Raw genomic sequence first — 20,237 nt, 5'->3', positions numbered from 1 at the left:
TTAAAATAGGCTAGACTTACACGTCTCGCCATAGTATTTTGAACACTGTTTTTTATTTTGGTGTAATGAGAATTATGGCATTCGATATTGTTTCAAGTGGTATCTATTTACCTAAAAAACGGTGGTCTTCTGAGCAAATGGACGCTTTTCTGGGTTTACCTGTCGGGACGGTCAAAAAACGATTCGGTGTTGCGTACCGACATGTTGCCGGTGAAATGGAAAGTGCGATCGACATGGGACGTATGGCGGTTGAAGATTGTCTGAGCCGCACTGAGTTCAGTCTCTCTGATATTGACTTGGTGATTTATGCCAGCGGAACCCATCATCAATCGTTACCCTATGATGCTTCTGCCTTACTGGCTGCCCTTGATGCGCCGTTTGGTATTGAAAGTTTTGATTTAAACAGCACCTGTCTGTCATTTTTAACCGCATTGGATTTATCCCACAGTCTTTTCTTAGCCAAGCGTTATCAGCGTATTCTGATCGTGACCAGTGAGGTGGCGACCGGAGTAACATTAAACCGCTCTTTTCCACCGCAGCAAGAAACTGCGACATTGTTTGCTGACGGTGCCGCGGCATTTTTACTGGAAGCCAATGAACAAAGTGTCGGTTTTATCGCACGCCGTTTTGAAACCCATCATTCCGGATACAAGTATTGTCAAATTCCCGGAGGCGGTAGTTTTCACAATCCGCACCGGATCTCCCACGATGAAAATCTTAATCTGTGCCGCTTTTTTATGGATGGTAAAAATCTGTTTCGCAAGGTCGCTCAGGTATTACCGACGTTTCTGAAGGCAGGATTAGAGTCGGTACAACTAACGCCAGCAGATATTGATTATTTACTGCCTCATCAGGCGAGTTTTCGAGCTCTGGCAAAAATGCCCAAAATGACCGGATTTGCAGCCGAGCAGGTTATTAATCGTTTTCCGACTCTGGGTAATCAGGTGGCAGCGTCTATTCCAATTAATCTTCATTTGCTGAGACAGGAACCGGATACAAAAGGGAAAAGTGTGTTACTGATGGGATCGGCTGCGGGGCTCTCCCTTGGGATGGGACTGATTTATCTATGAAAATTCTCATTACGGGTGGGAGTGGGATGCTGGGAAGCGCGCTGATACGGTTATATCATCAGCAGCATCAACTTCGTTTTATCGCCAGAAACCGAGCGATCGCTCAGCAGCTTGAACGTGATTCTACCGCCGTCGCGTATTTACTGGATTTAAATGATCGTACGGCGCTGATCAAAGCCTGTGAGGGGGTTGATGCCATCATTCACTGTGCCGCACTCTCCAGCCCTTGGGGAACATACGAGCAATTTTTTCAAGCCAATGTGGCCGCGACTCAGAATTTAGTGGAAGCGGCCCGCATTCAGGATGTACCGCATTTGGTCCATATTTCCACCACCAGCGTCTATTTTGACTACGCTGACCGTTGGGCAATTACCGAAGCCGATGCGCTGGCGGGCCAGTGGTGTAATGACTATGCGAAAACGAAATATCTCGCGGAGCGAGTGGTGGCGAACAGCCCGGTCAAAAGTATTATTTTACGGCCCCGGGGGATTTTCGGCCCCAATGATCGGGCGATTGTCCCGCGGGTTTTGAGCAGCGTGTTCCACGGGCAATTACTGTTACCATCGGGGCGTAATCCGGTGGTGGATTTAACCTGTGTCGATAATGTTGCTCATGCTGCGATGCTTGCCTGTGAGCAAATGGAGACGTTGGCGCATGGGGAAATTTTCAATATCACCAACGGTGAACCGATGCCGGTTGAAATGCTGTTGCAACAGTTATTGACGGCACTGGACCATCCGGTCACCATCCGACGATTGCCTTATCCGGTTCTCCGCCCGTTGTTGAAGGTTAATGAGTGGATCCGCCATCGGTTGGCTACTCATCCGGAACCACGCCTGACATGCTATAGCGCTGGGCTGCTGCATCACCATCAGACTTTGGACATCAGCAAGGCGAGAGACATTTTAGGCTATCAGCCACATATCACAATTAAACAAGGAATTGAGCAGTATGTCAGATGGGTTGCAACTCAAAATCTTTGAAGGGGGCTATTGTGTGCATCCGGGGTTTGTCGTTAAACCGGGCAGTGGTCTCAAGCCCAGAGCTTTTCCTGCTGCGGTGGCGTTGATCAAACATCCTGAACATGGCTATGTATTATTTGACACCGGATATCACCAGCATTTTTTTGATGCGACACGCACTTTTCCTGAGCGGTTTTATGCATGGACCACACCGTGTCATTTGCAGCATGGCGAAGATATTACTGCGCAACTCGGCCGGATGGGCATTGAAACTTCACAGGTCAGTCATCTGGTGTTATCTCATTTTCATGCCGATCATATTGCTGCGGTCAGAGAATTCGGACAGGCAACGATCCATTGCGCCAGGGCCGGTTTTGATGCGCTCAGGAATCGCGGTCGGTTCAGTGGTGTCAGAAAAGGCTATCTCCGCCAACTGATTCCAGATGAAATACAGCAACAATTGCAGTTCCATGATCAGTTCGAATGTCGCATTGATACGCTGTTACCTCAGCTGCATGGTGTTGAGCTGTATTGTAAAGACCTGTTTGATGACGGGTCACTCTATTTGGTCAGTCTGCCCGGTCATGCTGCAGGGCAGGTGGGGTTATTGATTCGGTTGCAAACGCAATGGATATTTTTGCTCGCCGATGCATGTTGGCTGATCGAGAGTCTCCGTGACAATCTGGATCAGCACTGGCTGGCAAATATCATTTGTGACGATACCAAGGCTTATCGCCAAACGTTGGCTCAGTTACGATTATGTTATCGATTGGGGCAAGCCGATATTCGTTTTGTGCCTTCTCACTGTCTGACCAGTATTCGCTCACTCTGCGAGCAAGGGTGGATCCGATGATTCCTTTGTTACGTCAGTTTGCATTTGCGCGTTACCACCGGTTTGCATCTCGCGAGCAGCTTTTGTCTTGGCAGAACAGGCAATTAGAGCGGCATCTCAAGTGGGTCTGCGAACATTCGCCTTTTTATCAATCGTTACGCAATCAGCCGCTGGCAGCATTTCCCGTGATGAATAAAGCGTTGATGATGGCTCATCTGGATGCGATCAATACCCGGGGATTAAAAACCGAACAGTTGATGTCGGTGGCCCTGAACGCTGAGCAATCCCGACGGTTTGAGCAGTCAGTGGTCAATGGTGTGACAGTCGGCTTATCTTCGGGAACCTCCGGGCAGAGAGGATTGTTCTTGGCGGACCCGTATGAGAAACAGCTGTGGGCCGGTAATATTCTGGGCAAGCTGCTCCCCGGTCTATGGCAAAAACATCGCATTGCGTTGGCGTTACGGGCCAATAGTCCGTTGTATAAATCCGTTGCCAAAGGGCCGATTCAGTTTTTTTATGCTGACCTCAATCAGCCGCATGACGTTTGGATTCGGGCGTTGGATCGTTTTCAGCCGACTTTATTGATTGGTAGTGCGCAGGCGCTACAGTTTTGTGCCATGTACAGCGGTACATTTGGGGAGCCAAAGATGTCGCCTGCACGGATTATTTCGGGAGCGGAGGTGTTAACCCCCGTGGATCGCGCTTTAATTGAACAAGCTTTTTCCGGTGAGTTACACGAAGTTTATCAGTGTACGGAAGGCTTTCTTGCCTGTACTGATGCACAAAAACAGATGCGCTGGAATCAGGACATTGTCCATATTGAGAAGCATTGGTTAAACCCGGAAAAGACTCATTACAGTCCGATCATTACCGATTTTCGTCGCCGGACTCAGCCGATCATCCGTTATCAGCTTGATGATGTGATTGCCGCGCAACACGATGATGCACCGTTTGAGCCGCTCGGCGCTATTGCCGGCCGCTGTGGTGATTGTCTGAGGATTGGAGAGGAGAGGTCACAGACGGTCATCCTGCCGGATCTCATCTATCGGGCTGTCACACTGGCGATTGCGGAACGTGTCGATTATCGCATTACCCAAACCAGTTCTCAGTGTTTAACCATTGAAGCGCTTCCCTCATTCCATGACCGGATTCGCGATGCCTTATCGGGTCTGTTACAGAATTTGGGGGCAGGCGCGGTGAGATTCGAATATGCACCGCCGCCGGATTGGAACCCGATGAATAAACAACGACGTGTGGTCAATCTATGCGAATTTTGATTACTGGTGCTCGTGCGCCGGTCGCACTTGAATGGGCGACTCTTTTTTGCCGTCAGGGACATCGGGTGGTCATGACCGACGCATTAAAACGACCGCTGGGCTCCTTTCTCAAGTCAATTGACTGTTATGTGCAAACCAGCTCGCCGCGGTTTTGTTGGAGCGATTATCAGACGCAAATCCTCGATATCATTGATCAGTTCGACATTGACAGGGTGGTTCCGACCTGCGAAGAAGTATTTTTTTTAGCGGATATTGCCAAGCAAAGGCCTCAGGTTGACTGGATGATGCCGGATGCTGAGTTATTATTCCGGTTACACAATAAATATACGGTATTTGAGGCCTTATCCGGCTTACCTCATATTTCACTGCCATCAACCCGGCGGGTTACCGAACGGTGTGATGTGGTCTGTGGTCAGGATACAGTGCTGAAGCCGGTCTATTCGCGCTTTGGGGCTCAAGTGATCAGTGATGTGACGCCTCAAGCGATCGCCGACCTTAATATCACTGCCGATGTGCCTTGGGTACAACAACAGAAAATTGAAGGGCAGCCGATTTGCAACTACGCCTTGTTTGAACACGGGCAGATGCAGGTTCATCAGGCTTATTATCCGAAGCTTTGTGTGAATCAGTCTGCAGCGAGTGCATTTCAGCCGGTGGATGATCCCGCAATCACTCAATTTATGTGCGCATTTGGCCAAAAGTTCAAATACCACGGCCAGGTCTCATTTGACTTTATTCGTGATCAACAGGGGTTATATGTGATTGAGTGTAATCCGCGGGCAACCAGTGGATTCCATTTGGTTGCGCCATCTTGTCAATCGGCTGAGCCGCATTTTGCATTTGCCAAATCAGAGCTTATGCCACTGTATCATCTCGGGGCAATGGTGTTTTTAGCGGGGGGGGTCTCATCTTTATTGAGTCTGCGACGATGGCACGGCTATTTTTCCGGTCAAAATATTATGCAGCGTTACCAACACGATCTACCACTCTTAGCGCCGTTATTGAGTTTTTCAGAACTCTACCGACAAGCAAGAAAACATCGGATTTCACTGAGTCAGGCGTCAACTTATGACATCGAGTGGAATGGGGAGATTTGAGATAGCTGACATATCGGCATCAGGCCCGGGGTGGTTGTTCCCGGGTATTTTATGCGGTATTCAAAGGGTACATCCGTATGGCGGATTCGCATCAGTCTCGGTGAGAAAGTCATCAAAAATGCGGCAATAGGCCGATTTTTAGCCATACAGTTCATTATCTTGTATTTTCTTGTTGACGAAAATTTTGAATCCAGTAAAGTACGTTTCGTTCCTCACGGTGACCGCCTTTCAGGCTCATTTATGTGAGGTCATTCTTTGATATGCTCCGCCCTGGTGGTGGAATTGGTAGACACAAGGGATTTAAAATCCCTCGGCGTTCGCGCTGTGCCGGTTCAAGTCCGGCCCGGGGCACCATCAAAGTCAATGCGACACTAGCTCAGTTGGTAGAGCGCAACCTTGCCAAGGTTGAGGTCACGAGTTCGAACCTCGTGTGTCGCTCCAATATTCTTCCCTTTCCCCTCCAAGTTATTAACGAACCACCGTATTCATTCCAATATCGTTTCTCGCTCATTTCGCTTTAATCTGTGTGCATTCATCATCATTACCCCTTATTTGCTGATATTTTTCCCTTCATCCGAGATGATTTTTTAGTCAATTCAATGGGGATAGTTTTTACGCTGAAATTGTTGTTGAATTATTGCTCAATAACCACATGAAAAACGATTACAATTTGGCTTTGTAAGCGGCTTTGGGTACTATGTATAGCTATTTTTATCAGACCTAAGAATTGTTCGGGAAACCGAAAGAACCTTTGTGGGAACTGCCAAGTAAGGCAGATGAGGAAACGATGCAACATCTACAAGAGATTATTGCCAGTGCAAGCGCGGCAATTCAGGCTGCTGACACGCTGAATGCATTGGATGAAGTTCGTGTGCAGTATCTGGGAAAAAAGGGTGAGCTGACTGCTCAGTTGCAAAATCTGGGTAAATTACCGCCAGAAGAGCGCCGAACAGCCGGTCAGGAAATTAATGCAGCCAAAAATACAGTTCAGCAAGCTATTTTTGCCAGAAAAGAAGCATTACAGCGTGCAGAATTAGAACAAAAACTGGCGGCTGAAACCATTGATGTCACTCTGCCGGGACACCGAATTGAAAATGGTGGTATTCATCCGATCACGCGGACCATTGAACGGATTGAAAACTTTTTTGGTGAACTGGGTTTTACGGTTGAGTCAGGACCTGAAATTGAAGATGACTTCCATAACTTCGATGCACTGAATATTGCAGAAGATCATCCGGCCAGAACCGACCACGATACTTTTTTCTTTAATCCTAAATTAATGCTTCGCACTCATACGTCAGGCGTTCAGATCCGAACCATGGAAGCGAGCCAGCCGCCGTTGCGTTTTATCGCCCCCGGCCGTGTTTATCGGAACGATTATGACCAGACCCATACACCGATGTTTCATCAGGTCGAAGGGATGTTGATTGATGAGCATGTCAACTTTGCACATTTGAAAGGCATCTTGCATGACTTTTTATGTAACTTCTTTGAAGAAGAGTTGGAAGTGCGTTTCCGTCCTTCATATTTCCCGTTTACTGAGCCATCGGCAGAAGTCGATGTGAAGCGGAAAAACGGTAAATGGCTTGAAATCTTAGGGTGCGGCATGGTTCACCCCAATGTTCTGCGTAGTGTCGGGATTGACCCTGAAAAATACTCTGGATTCGCTTTCGGAATCGGGATTGAGCGTCTGACAATGCTTCGTTACGGCGTCAACGATCTGCGGGCATTTTTCGAAAATGATCTGCGTTTCCTCAAACAGTTCAAGTAATTCAGGGGTGAAATTAGAATGAAATTCAGCGAATCATGGCTGCGCGAGTGGGTGAATCCTTCTGTTACGACAGACGAACTGGCGCATCAAATCACAATGGCAGGTCTTGAAGTTGATGATGTGACTGCGGTTGCCGGGACATTTACCGGTGTTAAAGTTGGTCACGTGGTCGAGTGTGGTCAACACCCGGATGCAGATAAACTGCGTGTGACAAAAGTTGATGTGGGTGAAGAGGCGTTACTTGATATTGTGTGTGGTGCACCAAACTGTCGTCAAGGGCTGAAAGTAGCGGTTGCAACGGTCGGAGCGGTTTTACCGGGCGACTTCAAAATCAAGAAAGCGAAGCTGCGCGGGCAACCGTCTCACGGCATGCTGTGCTCATTTTCAGAACTCGGAATTGATGTTGAATCCGACGGTATTATGGAACTGTCTGCCGACGCACCGATCGGAATGGATTTTCGTACATTCCTTCAATTAGATGATGTCACGATCGATGTCGATTTAACATCCAATCGTGCTGACTGTTTTAGTTTACGCGGTTTAGCGCGTGAAGTCGGTGCTTTGAACCGTATGGACGTTGTGACACCAGATTTTAACGGGATCGCGCCTTCGATTGATGCTCAGATTGCCATTGATGTGAAAGCGCCCAATGCCTGTCCTCGCTATTTGGGCCGCATTGTAAAAAATGTCAATCTTCAGGCAAAAACACCATTATGGATGCAGGAGAAGCTGCGTCGCAGTGGATTACGTTCGATCGATCCGGTTGTTGATGTCACCAATTATGTCATGTTAGAGCAAGGCCAACCGATGCATGCATTCGATTTAGCCAAGATCAACGGTGGCATTGTGGTACGGATGGCAGAGCAGGATGAAAAACTGACACTGTTAGATGGCGCAGAAGTCTCATTGAACAGTGATACATTGGTGATTGCTGATCAGCACAAAGCGCTGGCAATTGCCGGTGTATTCGGTGGGGCAGAGTCCGGCGTTAACGCGCAGACTCAGGATATCTTGCTGGAATGTGCCTTTTTCACGCCGGATAGTATTCGTGGCCGGGCAAGAAGTTACGGTTTGCATACCGATTCTTCAATGCGCTACGAACGGGGTGTTGATTATGCATTGCAAACCAATGCGATGGAACGGGCGACTGCGCTATTGTTAAGTATTTGTGGTGGAGAAGCGGCACCGATTGTCGTTGCTGAATCAGCATCGCATCTGCCACAACCGAATCAAGTAACGCTGCGTCGTGAAAAGCTTGACCGTTTGCTCGGCCATGTTATCTCTGATGAAGACGTGGTCGAAATCCTGACTCGTTTGGGGATGGATGTGACATCCGTTGACGATGGGTGGCGTGCGGTTGCACCGACATGGCGTTTCGACATCGCGATTGAACAGGATCTGATTGAAGAAGTTGGCCGTTTGTACGGTTATGACAATATCCCGCTTCAGGCACCTCAGGCAGCGTTAACGATGAATCTGCATAAAGAAGCGGATTTGCCATTGAAGCGTGTGCGGGATCTGTTGGTTGATCGGGGATATTATGAGGCGATTACTTATAGTTTCGTCGAGCCTGAGCAGCAAAAACTGATTGTGCCTGATGTTGAACCACTGGTACTGCCGAATCCGATCTCAGCTGATATGTCGGCGATGCGCTTAGGACTGATTCAGGGGCTGTTAAATACAGTCGCTCATAATCAAAAACGTCAGCAACCGCGTGTCCGTTTATTTGAACAAGGGCTACGGTTTATTCCTGATCAAAGCGCGGAGCAGGGCATCCGTCAAGAAACAATGCTTGCCGGTGTTATTTCTGGTACGCAAGCTGAAGAGCATTGGAACTTAGAGAGTCGGACGGTTGATTTCTTCGATGCTAAAGGCGATGTGGAAGCGATTCTTGAGCTGACATCGAATCCCGGCGCTTATTCATTTGCGGCAACACGTCATCCGGCTTTGCATCCGGGACAAGCGGCTGCAATCTATTACGAAGGTCGGCAAATCGGTGTGATTGGTACCGTTCATCCGGAAGTTGAGCGCAAGTTCGGCTTAAATGGCAGAACCATTGTATTTGAGATTGAATGGGCCGGACTCAGCCAACGTGTGATTCCAGAAATCGCCTCCGTCTCAAAATTCCCAGCAAACCGGCGTGACATTGCTTTAGTCGTTGATCAAACCGTGACTTCTGGTGAAGTGGTGGCTGCTTGTGCGAATGCTGGCGGGCAACTGCTGAAAGAGGCAAAACTCTTTGATGTCTATGTTGGTAAAGGTGTTGAAGATGGTAAGAAGAGTCTTGCAATTGCGTTAACCTTGCAATCAGCAGAACGGACGCTTGAAGAAGCTGAGATTGCTGCTGTCGTTAGCGAAATTGTTGCTGCGGCTGCAGAGCAATACGGTGCGGTTCTCCGCGATTAATCTCTGTGCTCTCTTCTGTATAAACAGAAACAGGCTGGTGAATATATGACACCAGCCTGTTTTTTTATGGGGAAGTAAAATTATTCAGCAGCGATGAGTTCACATATTTGAACTTTTGATATGAAGTTGACACTATTTTGATAATAATCAACTGGTTATATTGTAGGGTGTCCATAGAATACGCTAATTTTTCTCGATTGATTCATCAATTTTTGCTGATTTAAATGTGACATACTCCCACAATAGTCACGAATAGCATATTTCTTTTGCGAGCGATTTAATAAAAAAGTTGGCGTAAATCAGAAGGTTGGCATACACTATTTACAATAAAGCCGATATGTTGTTGATTGGCTGAGTAAAAATGCTTTGGTGCTGTCACATCGACAGTAAGGTTCAATATAGCTTTGAGGGAAGTTTTATGGCGCTCACAAAGGCCGATTTGGCTGAAAACCTGTTTGAAAAGCTTGAGTTTAGTAAACGGGATGCCAAGGAAACGGTTGAAGCATTTTTTGAGGAAATCCGTAAAGCTCTGGAAAATGGCGAACAGGTTAAACTGTCTGGTTTTGGCAATTTTGACCTGAGAGACAAGAATGAGCGTCCGGGACGGAATCCGAAAACCGGTGAGGATATTCCGATTACCGCAAGACGAGTAGTGACATTCCGTCCGGGACAAAAATTGAAAGCTCGTGTCGAAAATATCGATCCGAATGAGAGATAGAATACGCTGAAAGTGTGGTGTTGATGCCGCTTTCATGAACGTGAGTTATTTTTCGATCTCTAGTTTTTTGCCACTGATAAACAGGGCTGTTTCAGCACTGATCAGTGGCTGTTGTTTTTATATTAGAGAAGCACTTCATGGATAAAGAGTTTTGGCATAGAAAGTGGGCTTCTAATCGCATTGGTTTTCACATGACAGATGTGAATCCGCTGCTGTTAGAGTACTGGTCTGCATTGTCGCCACAAAGAGAAGAGCATGTTTTTGTTCCTTTATGCGGAAAAAGCGAAGATCTCGTTTGGTTAGCATCCAAACATGAAAAAGTCATGGGTGTTGAACTCAGTGAGATCGCGGTAAGATCGTTTTTTTCTGAACACTTTTATACCCCGTTAGTGACGCAGATCGATTCATATCATCAGTGCTATGAGTTTGATGAGTTGCAACTCTATCAGGGAGATGTGTTTACCGCACCACTTGAGCCTGTTGAGCTGATTTATGATCGGGCGGCATTGGTTTCGATGATGCCATCTCAGAGAGAGGCATATGTACAACGGCTACGTGAACTGTTAAAGCCCAGTGGGCGGATGCTTTTGATTACGGTTGATTATGTACAGGCAGAATTAGCCGGACCGCCGTTTAGTGTTGATCATCACCAGATTCAACAATTGTTTCAGGGGATGAAAACAACATTGCTTTGCCGTAAAGAAGCCGATCCGGAACATCCGAAGATTGCACAACAAAAGTTGAGCCGATTTGCTGATGAAGTGTGGTTGATCGAAGCTTAGGTATTGTATCTGACAGAAAAGGGCAGGCCGGTACGTGTTTACGTTCCGGCCTGTTTTCGTTCCTGCGAACCGTTTATACAGATGAAGTTATCTTCGACTGGCAGGCGTTAATAATGCAGAACGATATGATTCGCGCATGCCAATGCAGCTTCTTTCGCCTGTTGGGGATTTTCACCTGTCGCGAGCGTGACTCCGAGCCTTCTTCTGCCATCAATATTTGGTTTTGCGAACAGACGGACTTGAGTATTCGGAATCAGAAGTGCTTTCTCCAGTCCGTCGAAACGAACATCATCTGATGTCCCTTGACCGAGCAATGCGACCGAAGCGGCTGGTTGATAAGACACAATCTGTTGGATTGGCAGTCCGGTAAATGCACGTACATGCAAGGCAAATTCAGATAAATTCTGCGAGATTAAAGTGACTAATCCCGTATCGTGAGGGCGAGGGGAGACTTCGTTAAAAATAACCTGATCTCCTTTGATGAATAATTCCACACCGAAGATACCGTAGCCCCCGAGCGCTGTGACAATCTTTTCCGCAACGGTTTGTGCATTTTTCCGGGCATTCTCAGACATCGCTTGGGGCTGCCAGGATTCACGATAATCGCCATCTTCCTGTCGATGGCCGATGGGGGCACAGAAATGAACACCATCTACAGCGCTGACGGTAAGTTGGGTGATTTCATAGTCAAAGTCAATGAAGCCTTCTACAATCACTCTCCCGGCACCGCAGCGACCGCCTTCTTGTGCGTAATGCCAAGCTTTATCGATATCTTGCTCTGTTTTGAGAACACTTTGTCCTTTCCCGGAAGAGCTCATGACGGGCTTGACTACACAGGGAATGCCGATCTCAGTCACCGCATTTTTGAAGTCATCATAGTGATCGGCAAAACGGTAAGGTGATGTCTGGAGCGATAATGTTTCAGCGGCGAGACGACGAATGCCCTCACGGTTCATTGTCAGCTGAGTTGCTTTAGCCGACGGGACGATATGAACGCCTTCATTTTCTAATTCAACCAGAGTTGCCGTGGCAATCGCTTCGACTTCAGGGACGACGTAGTCTGGTTTTTCGAGTTCAATCACTTGGCGTAGCGCGTCACCATCCAACATGTTGAAGACATGACAACGATGTGCAACTTGCATGGCAGGCGCATTGGCATATCGATCACAAGCAATGACTTCCAGCCCCAGCCGCTGGCATTCGATTGCGACTTCTTTACCTAACTCTCCGGAGCCCAGTAACAGAACTCGTGTTGCACTTTTACTTGTCGCTGTCCCTAACATTCTCTGATCACCTCTTCACATTTTGAAAACTGCGGCAATCATACTGAAAAAAACCCAAAAAGCAAACGTTTGCTTTTTGGGTTTTTCTATACTTGAATCTTATTTTTATTTTATTGATCAGATGCTTATCTGTTTTAAAGTCACTATACCTGAATATATACCAGTTGACTTTGTGGGGCGATTTTTTCCAGAACTGATCGGGTGATGTCTAAGTGAGTGATCGTCCCATTTTCAGTTTCGGCAAGAACCACACGCTGAATATCACGAAATGAATCGCCATGCATTCTGAGTTGTATCAGTGCCACTTGCAGTGGAGGGAGGCTCGGATTAAAAGCGGCATTTTCTGCATATGCGCCCAGATAAATTTGTTGATTGGAGAGTTCAATGGCGACGCCACTGAGCGCTTTACTATAAGGTGCGTAACTTTGATTCAATGCGTTGAGTGCTGTCTGTTGTAGTGAATCAGAAAAATCAGCACGGATGTGATGTGTTTGTTGATCCATTAAGCGAACTTTCATCCCCATTGTGACAGGGCCAAAAGATTCCGGCAGATAGTCGAGTAATTTTTTAGTGGCTTGGCCGGGGAGAGTGACTTGTAATGCTTCGACACCGGCCAGCTCATTCATAAACTGACGGCAATGGCCACATGGCGGCGTGTCGACAATGATGTCACTGAGTTTGTTTTCACCACGCATCCATGCATGGGCAATGGCCGCCTGTTCCGCATGGATCGTTTGTCCGAGTGATACCCCGGAAAACTCGATATTCGCGCCCAAATACAGCGCACCGGATTTACCCCGGACGATTGCACCCACTTGAAAGTCTGAAACCGGCGTATAAGCATAAGTAGCAGCCAGTGGAAGCAGATGCTGAGCAAGGGTTACGGCATCAAGCCCGCTGACATGAATCAAATGCTCAACCTGTTGTGCGTTGAAGGTGGCCGAGAATTTCGGATCGACGATCATCTCTTCGAGCGGTCTGGCCAGTGTTTCAGGTAATCGGCTGAGAACAGTGAGTCGGTCTTGGGTCATGTGTTCATCTCTTTCATCACATCAGGCATTTTATACTAACGCAGTTTGGTGAATTTGTTGTGACCAAAGTATTGTTTTTATGATTGCTATAATTCTTATTTCATTTATTTTGTGACTAAAGTCATATTTAAGGCCGGCGATAACTCACTAGATCGTCAACAGTGGACTCAACCATAGCACCAATGCGTAAGCCAGTGGCGCCAGTACAGACGTGATAATGCCACAGAGTACAAGTGCAAGTGAACTAAATGCAGCATCACGGGGATCATTCTCAACACAGCTCGCCGTACCCAGAGCGTGAGAGATACTTCCCATGGTTAGCCCTTTCGCGATGGGATGAGTGATATGGAGCAAACGGTAGAACGGATAAGCGAAAATTGCCCCAAATAACCCGACAATCAGTACCAGAATCGCTGCAATGGATGGCTCACCACCGAGGTTACTGGTAATTTCCATAGCGATTGGTGTGGTGACCGATTTGGCCAGTAATGCTGCGATGAGTGGTGTGTCGGCATGAAATAAAACTGCAATCAATGCCGTAGTCAGCATCGACATAATACTCCCAAAGAGACAGGCAAACAGGATAATGCGCCATTTGGCCCGAATTTGCGGCAATTGCTCATAGAGTGGGTAGGCAAGGGCGACAACCGCAGGTTGGAGTAAAAAATTCACCCACTGATTGTCTGCTGCATAAGTTTCATAAGGCACATTAAAATAGAGCAGAATAGCGATAATTATCGCGACACAAATAAGTAGTGGGTTGGCTAAAGGGGTTCGACATTTTTGACATAACCAGCGAACGGCAAAGAAAATAACAATGGTAATCAAAAGCCACATGCGTGATATTCCTCAGTGATGTTCTTTTTTCAGCATACGATCGAGTAATAAACCCATACAGATCAACACAATGACGGTTCCACCGATGGCGCTGGCAAATATTGGCAGCGCATTCTCAATCAGGGTATCGAAATGGGTCATCAAGCCAACACTAATCGGTACAAAGAGAAAAACCATATAGCGGATGAACAGAGAGGCTCCGGGTTTTACCCATGAGACGGGTAACAGACCGCTGGCCAGTGCGATAAATAGAATCAGCATCCCCAGTACGCTCCCCGGAATCGAAAGATGCAGCCAAACCTGAATGAGTGTGCCAAGCCATAGGGAGGCCATAATCGCTCCCAAAGAAACCACCAATTTGAGTAGTGAGATAATCATGTTGAGTTCCGAAATCGAGTGATGATTGATTTTTGACTGATGCATGTCATCGCCATGAGCGGAAGACTTGCATCAGCAGAGATTCAGCAGTGTCGCTATGATGTCAGGTTCAGCACATAATGGTAGATTGATTTCAGGATCTGCATTTTATGTGGATCCTGCTCATGTTCGTGCGCCAGATTTTCCAGACGAAGAATATAATCATCCAGATACTGGGAAAAATAATCCTGACAGTGGGACTGCCATTGTTGTTGTTCATGCAGGGTAAGGGTTTCAGGCCAGTTTCTGGCTCGGTAGCGAAACAACAAGGGTTTGATCCGAGCGTCTTGGAAAGAGATTGATAAATCCGGTAAAGCTTCGGGTGATGTTTGCCGGATAATTTCCATCGCAGCTTTGTCAGCCGGATTGAAAAAGTCATGGTATAACATCGTATCGACATCCGTATCTGTCGGATATTCTTTCTCTTCACCAAATACTTGTACCAGTTTCTCTCTGATATCCTGAGATTGCTTGATGAGAGACAAATGATGTAAACATTTGTCTCTGTCGATGCCGATTGTCTGGGCATTTTCTGCTGTCAACGTCTTCGCGGGAGCGAGGATCGGGCATTTATTGAGATGAACCAATTTTACCGGAATCGGTAACTCATCTTCTTGTAAATCATCACGTTTTGTGTAGAGCCGTTGCCGAATTTCGTCAGCATTGAGATCAAACAGTGGCTGAGGATCTTTCGCCAAGTCGACCATAATCACGGCATTTTTGTTCTGCGGATGCCAAGCCAGCGGCACAACCCAGCTGGTATATTGGCAGTGGCTGCCGAGCATACCGGAAACGTGCATCAATGGCGTCATACTGACAATATCGATCAGTGCATTCAGTTTACGCTTATGGCGCATTGAGTAGAAATAATCGAAGAGTTTCGGCTGGGCATTTTTGATCACTTTTGCCAACTCAATGGTGGCATAGACATCGGCCATCGCATCATGGGCATTGGTATGTTCAATCCCATTGGCAACGGAAAGATGTTCGAGTTTAAAGCTGGTATTACCGTCTTCGTTTTCTGGCCATACAACCCCTTCGGGACGTAATGCATGACAGGCGCGCGCGACGTCGAGCAGATCCCAACGCGAATTGCCGTTTTGCCAGCTCCATGCATAAGGATCAATGAAATTGCGATAACAGGTGTAGCGTGTCACTTCATCGTCAAAGCGGATGTTGTTATAACCCAGACAGGTGGTATGGGGATGAGACAGTTCCTGATGAATCCGCTGAATAAACTCGGGCTCTGACAAACCTTTGGCACTGGCTTGTTGAGGTGTAATACCGGTGATGAGTGCCGCTTCCGGTGCCGGCAGATAATCGGCTGGCGGTTTACAAAAGATCACCAGTGGTTCACCAATGATATTGAAGTCCATATCTGTTCTGACCCCGGCAAACTGACAGGGACGATCTTTCGCGGGGTGAGTGCCCCATGTCTCATAATCGAAGAAGAAGAATGTCGGTTGTTCTTGGTTGTTCATGTTTTTTGTATGTTGACTAAAGTTATTCAATATAAGCCTTATGTATCAGTCGATTAGAGCATGTTACTGTGATATCCTTTTCAAGGAATTTTAGCAATTTTCTCTGTTTTACATTTACACTTGCGTCTGATAATGCGTCCATTTTTTTAGAACGCTGCGTCCAATTTTTAAGGTATAAAAATGAGCATAACGGATAGACAACTAAGTTCAATCAACAAACTCAGTGAGTATTGTGGACCACCTGAATTGAATGATGGAGAAGGGCTAATCGCTAAAGTCTCACCCAAAGCGAATATCACCTTTCAATATCGCTGCCGTTTCAACGGAAAAAATAAACGCTTTCGTATTGGCAAGTATCCCGCAATCAGTCTCAAAAAAGCAAGGCAAATCCACAAACAAATGTTGGAGCTGAAAGAAGAGGGAAGAAATCCTGAAATAGCGATCTCTGGAGATACTGAATTTGTTACATTGAACAACTGCTTAGATTTTTGGTTTGAGAACAAAGTCAGAAGACTGAAAGAAGGGACTCGAGTGTTGTATGAATCAGTAGCGATTCAACTGCCTGTTATTAAGAATGTTAGCAAGTGAAAAACTCTGTATTTTCAATAGATACTGCTGCGTATCTTATGTTATTTCAATTTAAACTCTCTTTTCAGTATTCTTCTGACATTTTAAGTCGTTCGACTTCATTAATTTATAGATTGGAGAGAGTGGTAATGGGAAAACATTTAGAGTTTAAACAGCATGCAGGGTATTGTTTTGGTTACAGTCAATTATGGTTAAATTATGTTATAGAAAATAACTTATCATCTTTACAGTTAATTAAAGCATGGCAAAATTTGAGCGATAGTAGCATAGCGAAAGAACTGATGCAGCAGACTGAAAAAGCAAAACTAATTACTCAAAACCAGGATGATATCAATAATCAGCGTTCATATCTTATGGGGTTTTCTGGCTCTGGAAGTTACGCTATTCAGATGATTAGGCCTGGTAAAAAAGTACCAGATCATGAGTGTGCCGCCTTATATAACAAGGACAATAAAGGGATTTATTTTGACCCAAACCTTGGATGGTATTTTTTTGAGCAAAACTTTATTGAAAACGTACAAAGCTTGTACGAAAAGGTAAGCCTTTTGGATAGATATGGAAAATCTATAGAACTCAGCTTAAATTTATCTGTATGTAAGGTAGATGAGGTTGCTAGTGTGGAAGAATTTACAAGTAGTTTACGAATTGGCTAGTATGAAGTTTGTTTTTGTAAATGTATGTACTGTGCCAACACATTTTAGTTATTACTAGGATTGCTAACAATTTAATAAATAATGCGTTATGCATCAGTAAATACCGAGGATATATGAAGGAATTTTTTACCTGGATTAAAGACAATCTATCCCATATGTTTTCACTAGTGGGTATATTGTTAACTGTTTATTTTTCAATTTTCTATGTTCCTCAATACTCAGAAGATATTAAATTAAAAAGAATTGAAGGCATAAATGATGAGTTAATAAGCACTATTCAAGAGCTTGTATATAACAAGCACCAGATAGATTCTCATGACATTGAAACTCTTATCGAAGGGAAAGAGCTACGAGACAATATTGAATACCCTTATACCGTCAATGAACTTCTTGTTCAGGTTCAGGAAACCTTCTTGGCCAACAAGTTTATTCCTCTAGACTCTCGAAAAGAGCTTGTAGAATCCATCGATGCTGTAAGAGAAACTATACAACCCGAGCAATCAACGAATGAGCCAAAGGAAGAGACAACGAAAATTCGGTGGCTATCACTGGGGGCTGCAGCACTCGGACTGATAGTTTCCTTGTTAGGTTCTTTTAGCCTGTTTTCAAGCGCGAAAAAACAGAGGGAGGAAGAAGTAGAAGAAAGAGTTGTCGCTCAGAAAGAGGTTTTTCAGCATCGTATTAAGCGAGCATTTGCACTTGAAGAGTTCGTAGGCAAGAAGCTCGAATCAATTTATGGTGCAGACAATATCGAACGCGAAGGACAAACTGATATTGGTGTGGACTACTTAGTACGAAAGGATGGAAAACCAAAATTCGCCGTCGAAGTTAAGTTTACAGATACCGAACTGATACCGCTAAGAACAATAAATCAAATTGGGGCAATAGCGAAGAACCTCGGATATCCAGTAGTTCTAGTTACCAATGCATCTCTTACCAAACACGCAAAATATAGATTCTCAAAACTAAATAGTGAGCTTGAAGGTTCGAATATATACGTTGTTTCTGTTAATGAAATTGAGAAAATTGAAGAGCTGCTAAGTAAGAATGCATAACAAGGCCATTAACTTCGCGCTTACAGCGCACCGGTTATGGCGGCGTTAATCCATAGAAATTTTTATCCAAAACTGACGAGTTAGAGTTAATGCTTTAACTCGGAAATGTCCAAAAACGAGTTACGTTGAGTATCCCGTTGGTAGTAATAAACCATGATGTCAATGATATGCTTCTAACCCGATATGAGAATGTTGTTTGAGAAGGATTGCTTTCGTTCTTGAAGAAGTGATGAATGAATTGTGATGTTTAATGCGTCTATTGATTTTTTTGCCTTTTTATTTTTTATTTAAAATCAGATAGTTAATTAATTGATTTCATAATCAAAAAAGAAGAATGTCGGTTGTTCGTTGTTTTTCATAGGTTTTATGTGTTGATTAAATCAGCTAAATCAACCAATTGAATGAATACGACAGGCCATTGGAACAACGGCAGAATGGGCTTTACAACTGGTAGAGATGATTATCTCATTGGTAGTGACTCTATTTCAGTAAGTATCCGGTAATCAGTCATCGAAAAGCAAGACAATTCATCCGTCTGGACTGAGGTTAACTGTCATTGCTGATAAAGCGAATACTATCATTTTGGTACTGAAGAGAAAACAGAATGTCTCGGTGTATCATGATAATTTGTTTGCCGTCGCGCTGTGATTGTAAATATGAATCCATTTGCTATAAAACTGGCTGTTCGCACTGTCCTCTTGAAAACAAATCCATAGTTGTATTTAATTTTCGTAAATATTGGTTCTTATTGCAATGACGTGGCATCGGAATGACGACACGTGGGGCCCCGCTGTTCCTGATGAAATTGAATCACATGAGATCGAAAATATTTCAAGTATGTAACTATTTGGTTTTGAGATAAGGAAACAACATGAGACCGGAAACACTATTGGCAAAATTCAATCTGAAAGGGATGAATTATCAAGCGATGCATCAAGGCGGACGAAGTAAATTCAGTGTTGAAGAACAGCTTGCGATGGTTGGGGTGAGCTGGAAATCATCACCAATTGGCTTTCTTGTTCTATTTGTCGAAACACAAGACTGCCGTCATTCTCGTCAGGCCCTGGAAAAAGAGATCCAGTCGGAGATTGCTACGCTAACCCAAAACTGGCGCGGCCAGCGTAGTGAATCTGCATTTGCTGCGATGGTTGATGCGGCAATCGAAGAGGCAACCCATCCTCAGGGGACGATCTGTTCATCTTGCGGCGGCACTGGTCTTTACAAAACGTCACACCGGCAAATGAGAAAGTGTACTCATTGTGAAGAGGGGCGTGTATTGTGGCGTCCAGAATCCCGTTATGTTGCGATGTGTTCTCGTGGTTTTATCTGTTCTTATCCGATATTTAAACGATACAATGCGATCTTGGAAGAACTCAGTCAATGGCTTGCAGCAAAACGTAATGCAGCCATGTTGACACTGATAGAAAGAATAGAGCGAGAAGAAGAAGCTTATGCGTTGATGAATTAAAATGAGTATTATAAAAACTAGTATATCCCTAATATATCCACTTTAATCATCAATTATTTATTATATAAGACAATGTCATTTTTATATAATATCGTTTTTTAAGTTTATCATGACCTTTGAGTTTTTTATGATTCATATTTTTCGCTTACCTATGCAACAAATAGTTCGCAAAGTGATGAACGCAGATATTGAAATATATTTTTGAATGGCGCATGATATCCACACTGCATAGCTCTGTCCGACTGGCGGAGCTTTTTTATTTTAAGTTTGTTGTCAAATTTGATACGCAATAAACAGTTCGCAAAGTGATGAACATAGATATTGAAATATATTTTTGAATGGCGCATGATGTCCACACTGTAAAGCTCTGCCTGACTGGCGGGGCTTTTTTATTTTAAGCTTGTTGTCAGTTTTGATATTCAATAAACAGTTCGCAAAGTGATGAACACAGATATTGAAATATATTTTTGAATGGCGCATGATATTCACACTGCAAAGCTCTGCCTGAC

Annotated in this window: 18 protein-coding genes and 2 tRNA genes; 15 read left to right on the top strand and 5 right to left on the bottom strand. The window is 45.0% G+C overall.

Annotated features, from left to right (window positions below; translation table 11 throughout):
* The first annotated feature begins 74 nt into the window (after positions 1-74).
* The 11 genes from OCV37_RS08640 to OCV37_RS08590 all read left to right on the top strand — a co-directional run bounded on the left by OCV37_RS08640 (position 75) and on the right by OCV37_RS08590 (position 10,915).
* Complete coding sequence (locus tag OCV37_RS08640; protein WP_157635105.1) at positions 75-1,070, top strand: ketoacyl-ACP synthase III; 996 nt, start codon at positions 75-77, stop codon at positions 1,068-1,070.
* Positions 1,067-2,053, top strand: a complete 987-nt coding sequence (locus OCV37_RS08635) for an NAD-dependent epimerase/dehydratase family protein (protein WP_038186170.1) — start codon at positions 1,067-1,069, stop codon at positions 2,051-2,053. The genes OCV37_RS08640 and OCV37_RS08635 overlap by 4 nt, the downstream gene beginning before the upstream one ends.
* Positions 2,022-2,885: an MBL fold metallo-hydrolase gene (locus OCV37_RS08630; RefSeq protein ID WP_038186172.1), complete on the top strand. Its 864-nt coding sequence runs from the start codon at positions 2,022-2,024 to the stop codon at positions 2,883-2,885. Before OCV37_RS08635 ends, OCV37_RS08630 begins: the two co-directional genes overlap by 32 nt.
* The gene (locus OCV37_RS08625) at positions 2,882-4,141 is read left to right on the top strand and encodes a F390 synthetase-related protein (protein ID WP_038186174.1); all 1,260 of its coding nucleotides are present in this window, start codon (positions 2,882-2,884) and stop codon (positions 4,139-4,141) included. The genes OCV37_RS08630 and OCV37_RS08625 overlap by 4 nt, the downstream gene beginning before the upstream one ends.
* The gene (locus tag OCV37_RS08620; RefSeq protein WP_038186177.1) at positions 4,129-5,238 is read left to right on the top strand and encodes an ATP-grasp domain-containing protein; all 1,110 of its coding nucleotides are present in this window, start codon (positions 4,129-4,131) and stop codon (positions 5,236-5,238) included. The genes OCV37_RS08625 and OCV37_RS08620 overlap by 13 nt, the downstream gene beginning before the upstream one ends.
* A gap of 267 nt (positions 5,239-5,505) precedes the next feature.
* Positions 5,506-5,592, top strand: a tRNA-Leu gene (locus OCV37_RS08615).
* 11 nt (positions 5,593-5,603) lie between these two features.
* Positions 5,604-5,679: transfer RNA gene (locus tag OCV37_RS08610), tRNA-Gly, on the top strand.
* A 346-nt stretch (positions 5,680-6,025) separates the two neighbouring features.
* Positions 6,026-7,009: a phenylalanine--tRNA ligase subunit alpha gene (gene pheS / locus OCV37_RS08605; protein ID WP_038186180.1), complete on the top strand. Its 984-nt coding sequence runs from the start codon at positions 6,026-6,028 to the stop codon at positions 7,007-7,009.
* Between the two features lie 18 nt (positions 7,010-7,027).
* Positions 7,028-9,415, top strand: a complete 2,388-nt coding sequence (gene pheT / locus OCV37_RS08600; protein WP_038186181.1) for a phenylalanine--tRNA ligase subunit beta — start codon at positions 7,028-7,030, stop codon at positions 9,413-9,415.
* A gap of 418 nt (positions 9,416-9,833) precedes the next feature.
* A complete protein-coding gene (gene ihfA, locus OCV37_RS08595; protein WP_038186182.1) occupies positions 9,834-10,133 on the top strand; it encodes an integration host factor subunit alpha in 300 nt (99 codons plus the stop codon).
* Positions 10,134-10,270: 137 nt separating this feature from the next.
* Positions 10,271-10,915, top strand: a complete 645-nt coding sequence (locus OCV37_RS08590) for a thiopurine S-methyltransferase (protein ID WP_038186184.1) — start codon at positions 10,271-10,273, stop codon at positions 10,913-10,915.
* A 107-nt stretch (positions 10,916-11,022) separates the two neighbouring features.
* On the opposite strand, the gene purT is transcribed toward OCV37_RS08590, so the two are convergent.
* The 5 genes from purT to sbcB form a co-directional block, all read right to left on the bottom strand.
* Entirely contained in the window at positions 11,023-12,198 is a 1,176-nt protein-coding gene (gene purT, locus OCV37_RS08585) for a formate-dependent phosphoribosylglycinamide formyltransferase (RefSeq protein ID WP_038186185.1), read from the bottom strand.
* Between the two features lie 143 nt (positions 12,199-12,341).
* Positions 12,342-13,229, bottom strand: coding sequence for a cytidine deaminase (gene cdd, locus OCV37_RS08580; RefSeq protein WP_038186188.1), 888 nt, complete (start codon positions 13,227-13,229; stop codon positions 12,342-12,344).
* A 147-nt stretch (positions 13,230-13,376) separates the two neighbouring features.
* A complete protein-coding gene (locus OCV37_RS08575) occupies positions 13,377-14,066 on the bottom strand; it encodes a CidB/LrgB family autolysis modulator (protein ID WP_038186190.1) in 690 nt (229 codons plus the stop codon).
* A gap of 12 nt (positions 14,067-14,078) precedes the next feature.
* Positions 14,079-14,444, bottom strand: a complete 366-nt coding sequence (locus OCV37_RS08570) for a CidA/LrgA family protein (protein WP_038186233.1) — start codon at positions 14,442-14,444, stop codon at positions 14,079-14,081.
* Between the two features lie 95 nt (positions 14,445-14,539).
* On the bottom strand, positions 14,540-15,964 hold the full coding sequence (sbcB, locus tag OCV37_RS08565) for an exodeoxyribonuclease I (RefSeq protein ID WP_038186191.1): 1,425 nt from the start codon (positions 15,962-15,964) through the stop codon (positions 14,540-14,542).
* Between the two features lie 180 nt (positions 15,965-16,144).
* On the opposite strand from sbcB, the gene OCV37_RS08560 reads away from it, so the two are divergent.
* The 4 genes from OCV37_RS08560 (at position 16,145) to OCV37_RS08545 (ending at position 19,728) form a co-directional block, all read left to right on the top strand.
* Positions 16,145-16,552 carry an Arm DNA-binding domain-containing protein gene (locus tag OCV37_RS08560; protein WP_038186194.1) on the top strand — a complete coding sequence of 136 codons (408 nt, stop codon included), beginning with the start codon at positions 16,145-16,147 and terminating at the stop codon, positions 16,550-16,552.
* Positions 16,549-17,205: a hypothetical protein gene (locus OCV37_RS08555; RefSeq protein WP_261888079.1), complete on the top strand. Its 657-nt coding sequence runs from the start codon at positions 16,549-16,551 to the stop codon at positions 17,203-17,205. The genes OCV37_RS08560 and OCV37_RS08555 overlap by 4 nt, the downstream gene beginning before the upstream one ends.
* Positions 17,206-17,318: 113 nt before the next feature.
* Positions 17,319-18,260 carry a restriction endonuclease gene (locus OCV37_RS08550; protein ID WP_169739390.1) on the top strand — a complete coding sequence of 314 codons (942 nt, stop codon included), beginning with the start codon at positions 17,319-17,321 and terminating at the stop codon, positions 18,258-18,260.
* An 871-nt stretch (positions 18,261-19,131) separates the two neighbouring features.
* Positions 19,132-19,728: a transposase gene (locus tag OCV37_RS08545; RefSeq protein WP_038186202.1), complete on the top strand. Its 597-nt coding sequence runs from the start codon at positions 19,132-19,134 to the stop codon at positions 19,726-19,728.
* Positions 19,729-20,237: the final 509 nt, after the last annotated feature.

The sequence above is a fragment of the Vibrio rhizosphaerae genome (assembly GCF_024347095.1).
Classification (GTDB): Bacteria; Pseudomonadota; Gammaproteobacteria; order Enterobacterales; family Vibrionaceae; genus Vibrio; species Vibrio rhizosphaerae.
This window is presented reverse-complemented; position numbering and strand designations above follow the sequence as displayed.

Excerpts from the sequence above, each read along its gene's own strand:
- ihfA (WP_038186182.1), top strand. The coding sequence starts at position 9,834 with ATGGCGCTCACAAAGGCCGATTTGGCTGAAAACCTGTTTGAAAAGCTT.
- cdd (WP_038186188.1), bottom strand. The coding sequence starts at position 13,229 with ATGACCCAAGACCGACTCACTGTTCTCAGCCGATTACCTGAAACACTG.
- OCV37_RS08560 (WP_038186194.1), top strand. The coding sequence starts at position 16,145 with ATGAGCATAACGGATAGACAACTAAGTTCAATCAACAAACTCAGTGAG.
- OCV37_RS08545 (WP_038186202.1), top strand. The coding sequence starts at position 19,132 with ATGAGACCGGAAACACTATTGGCAAAATTCAATCTGAAAGGGATGAAT.
- OCV37_RS08625 (WP_038186174.1), top strand. The coding sequence starts at position 2,882 with ATGATTCCTTTGTTACGTCAGTTTGCATTTGCGCGTTACCACCGGTTT.
- purT (WP_038186185.1), bottom strand. The coding sequence starts at position 12,198 with ATGTTAGGGACAGCGACAAGTAAAAGTGCAACACGAGTTCTGTTACTG.
- pheT (WP_038186181.1), top strand. The coding sequence starts at position 7,028 with ATGAAATTCAGCGAATCATGGCTGCGCGAGTGGGTGAATCCTTCTGTT.
- OCV37_RS08630 (WP_038186172.1), top strand. The coding sequence starts at position 2,022 with ATGTCAGATGGGTTGCAACTCAAAATCTTTGAAGGGGGCTATTGTGTG.
- OCV37_RS08590 (WP_038186184.1), top strand. The coding sequence starts at position 10,271 with ATGGATAAAGAGTTTTGGCATAGAAAGTGGGCTTCTAATCGCATTGGT.
- pheS (WP_038186180.1), top strand. The coding sequence starts at position 6,026 with ATGCAACATCTACAAGAGATTATTGCCAGTGCAAGCGCGGCAATTCAG.
- OCV37_RS08570 (WP_038186233.1), bottom strand. The coding sequence starts at position 14,444 with ATGATTATCTCACTACTCAAATTGGTGGTTTCTTTGGGAGCGATTATG.
- OCV37_RS08550 (WP_169739390.1), top strand. The coding sequence starts at position 17,319 with ATGAAGGAATTTTTTACCTGGATTAAAGACAATCTATCCCATATGTTT.
- OCV37_RS08635 (WP_038186170.1), top strand. The coding sequence starts at position 1,067 with ATGAAAATTCTCATTACGGGTGGGAGTGGGATGCTGGGAAGCGCGCTG.
- sbcB (WP_038186191.1), bottom strand. The coding sequence starts at position 15,964 with ATGAACAACCAAGAACAACCGACATTCTTCTTCTTCGATTATGAGACA.
- OCV37_RS08575 (WP_038186190.1), bottom strand. The coding sequence starts at position 14,066 with ATGTGGCTTTTGATTACCATTGTTATTTTCTTTGCCGTTCGCTGGTTA.
- OCV37_RS08640 (WP_157635105.1), top strand. The coding sequence starts at position 75 with ATGGCATTCGATATTGTTTCAAGTGGTATCTATTTACCTAAAAAACGG.
- OCV37_RS08620 (WP_038186177.1), top strand. The coding sequence starts at position 4,129 with ATGCGAATTTTGATTACTGGTGCTCGTGCGCCGGTCGCACTTGAATGG.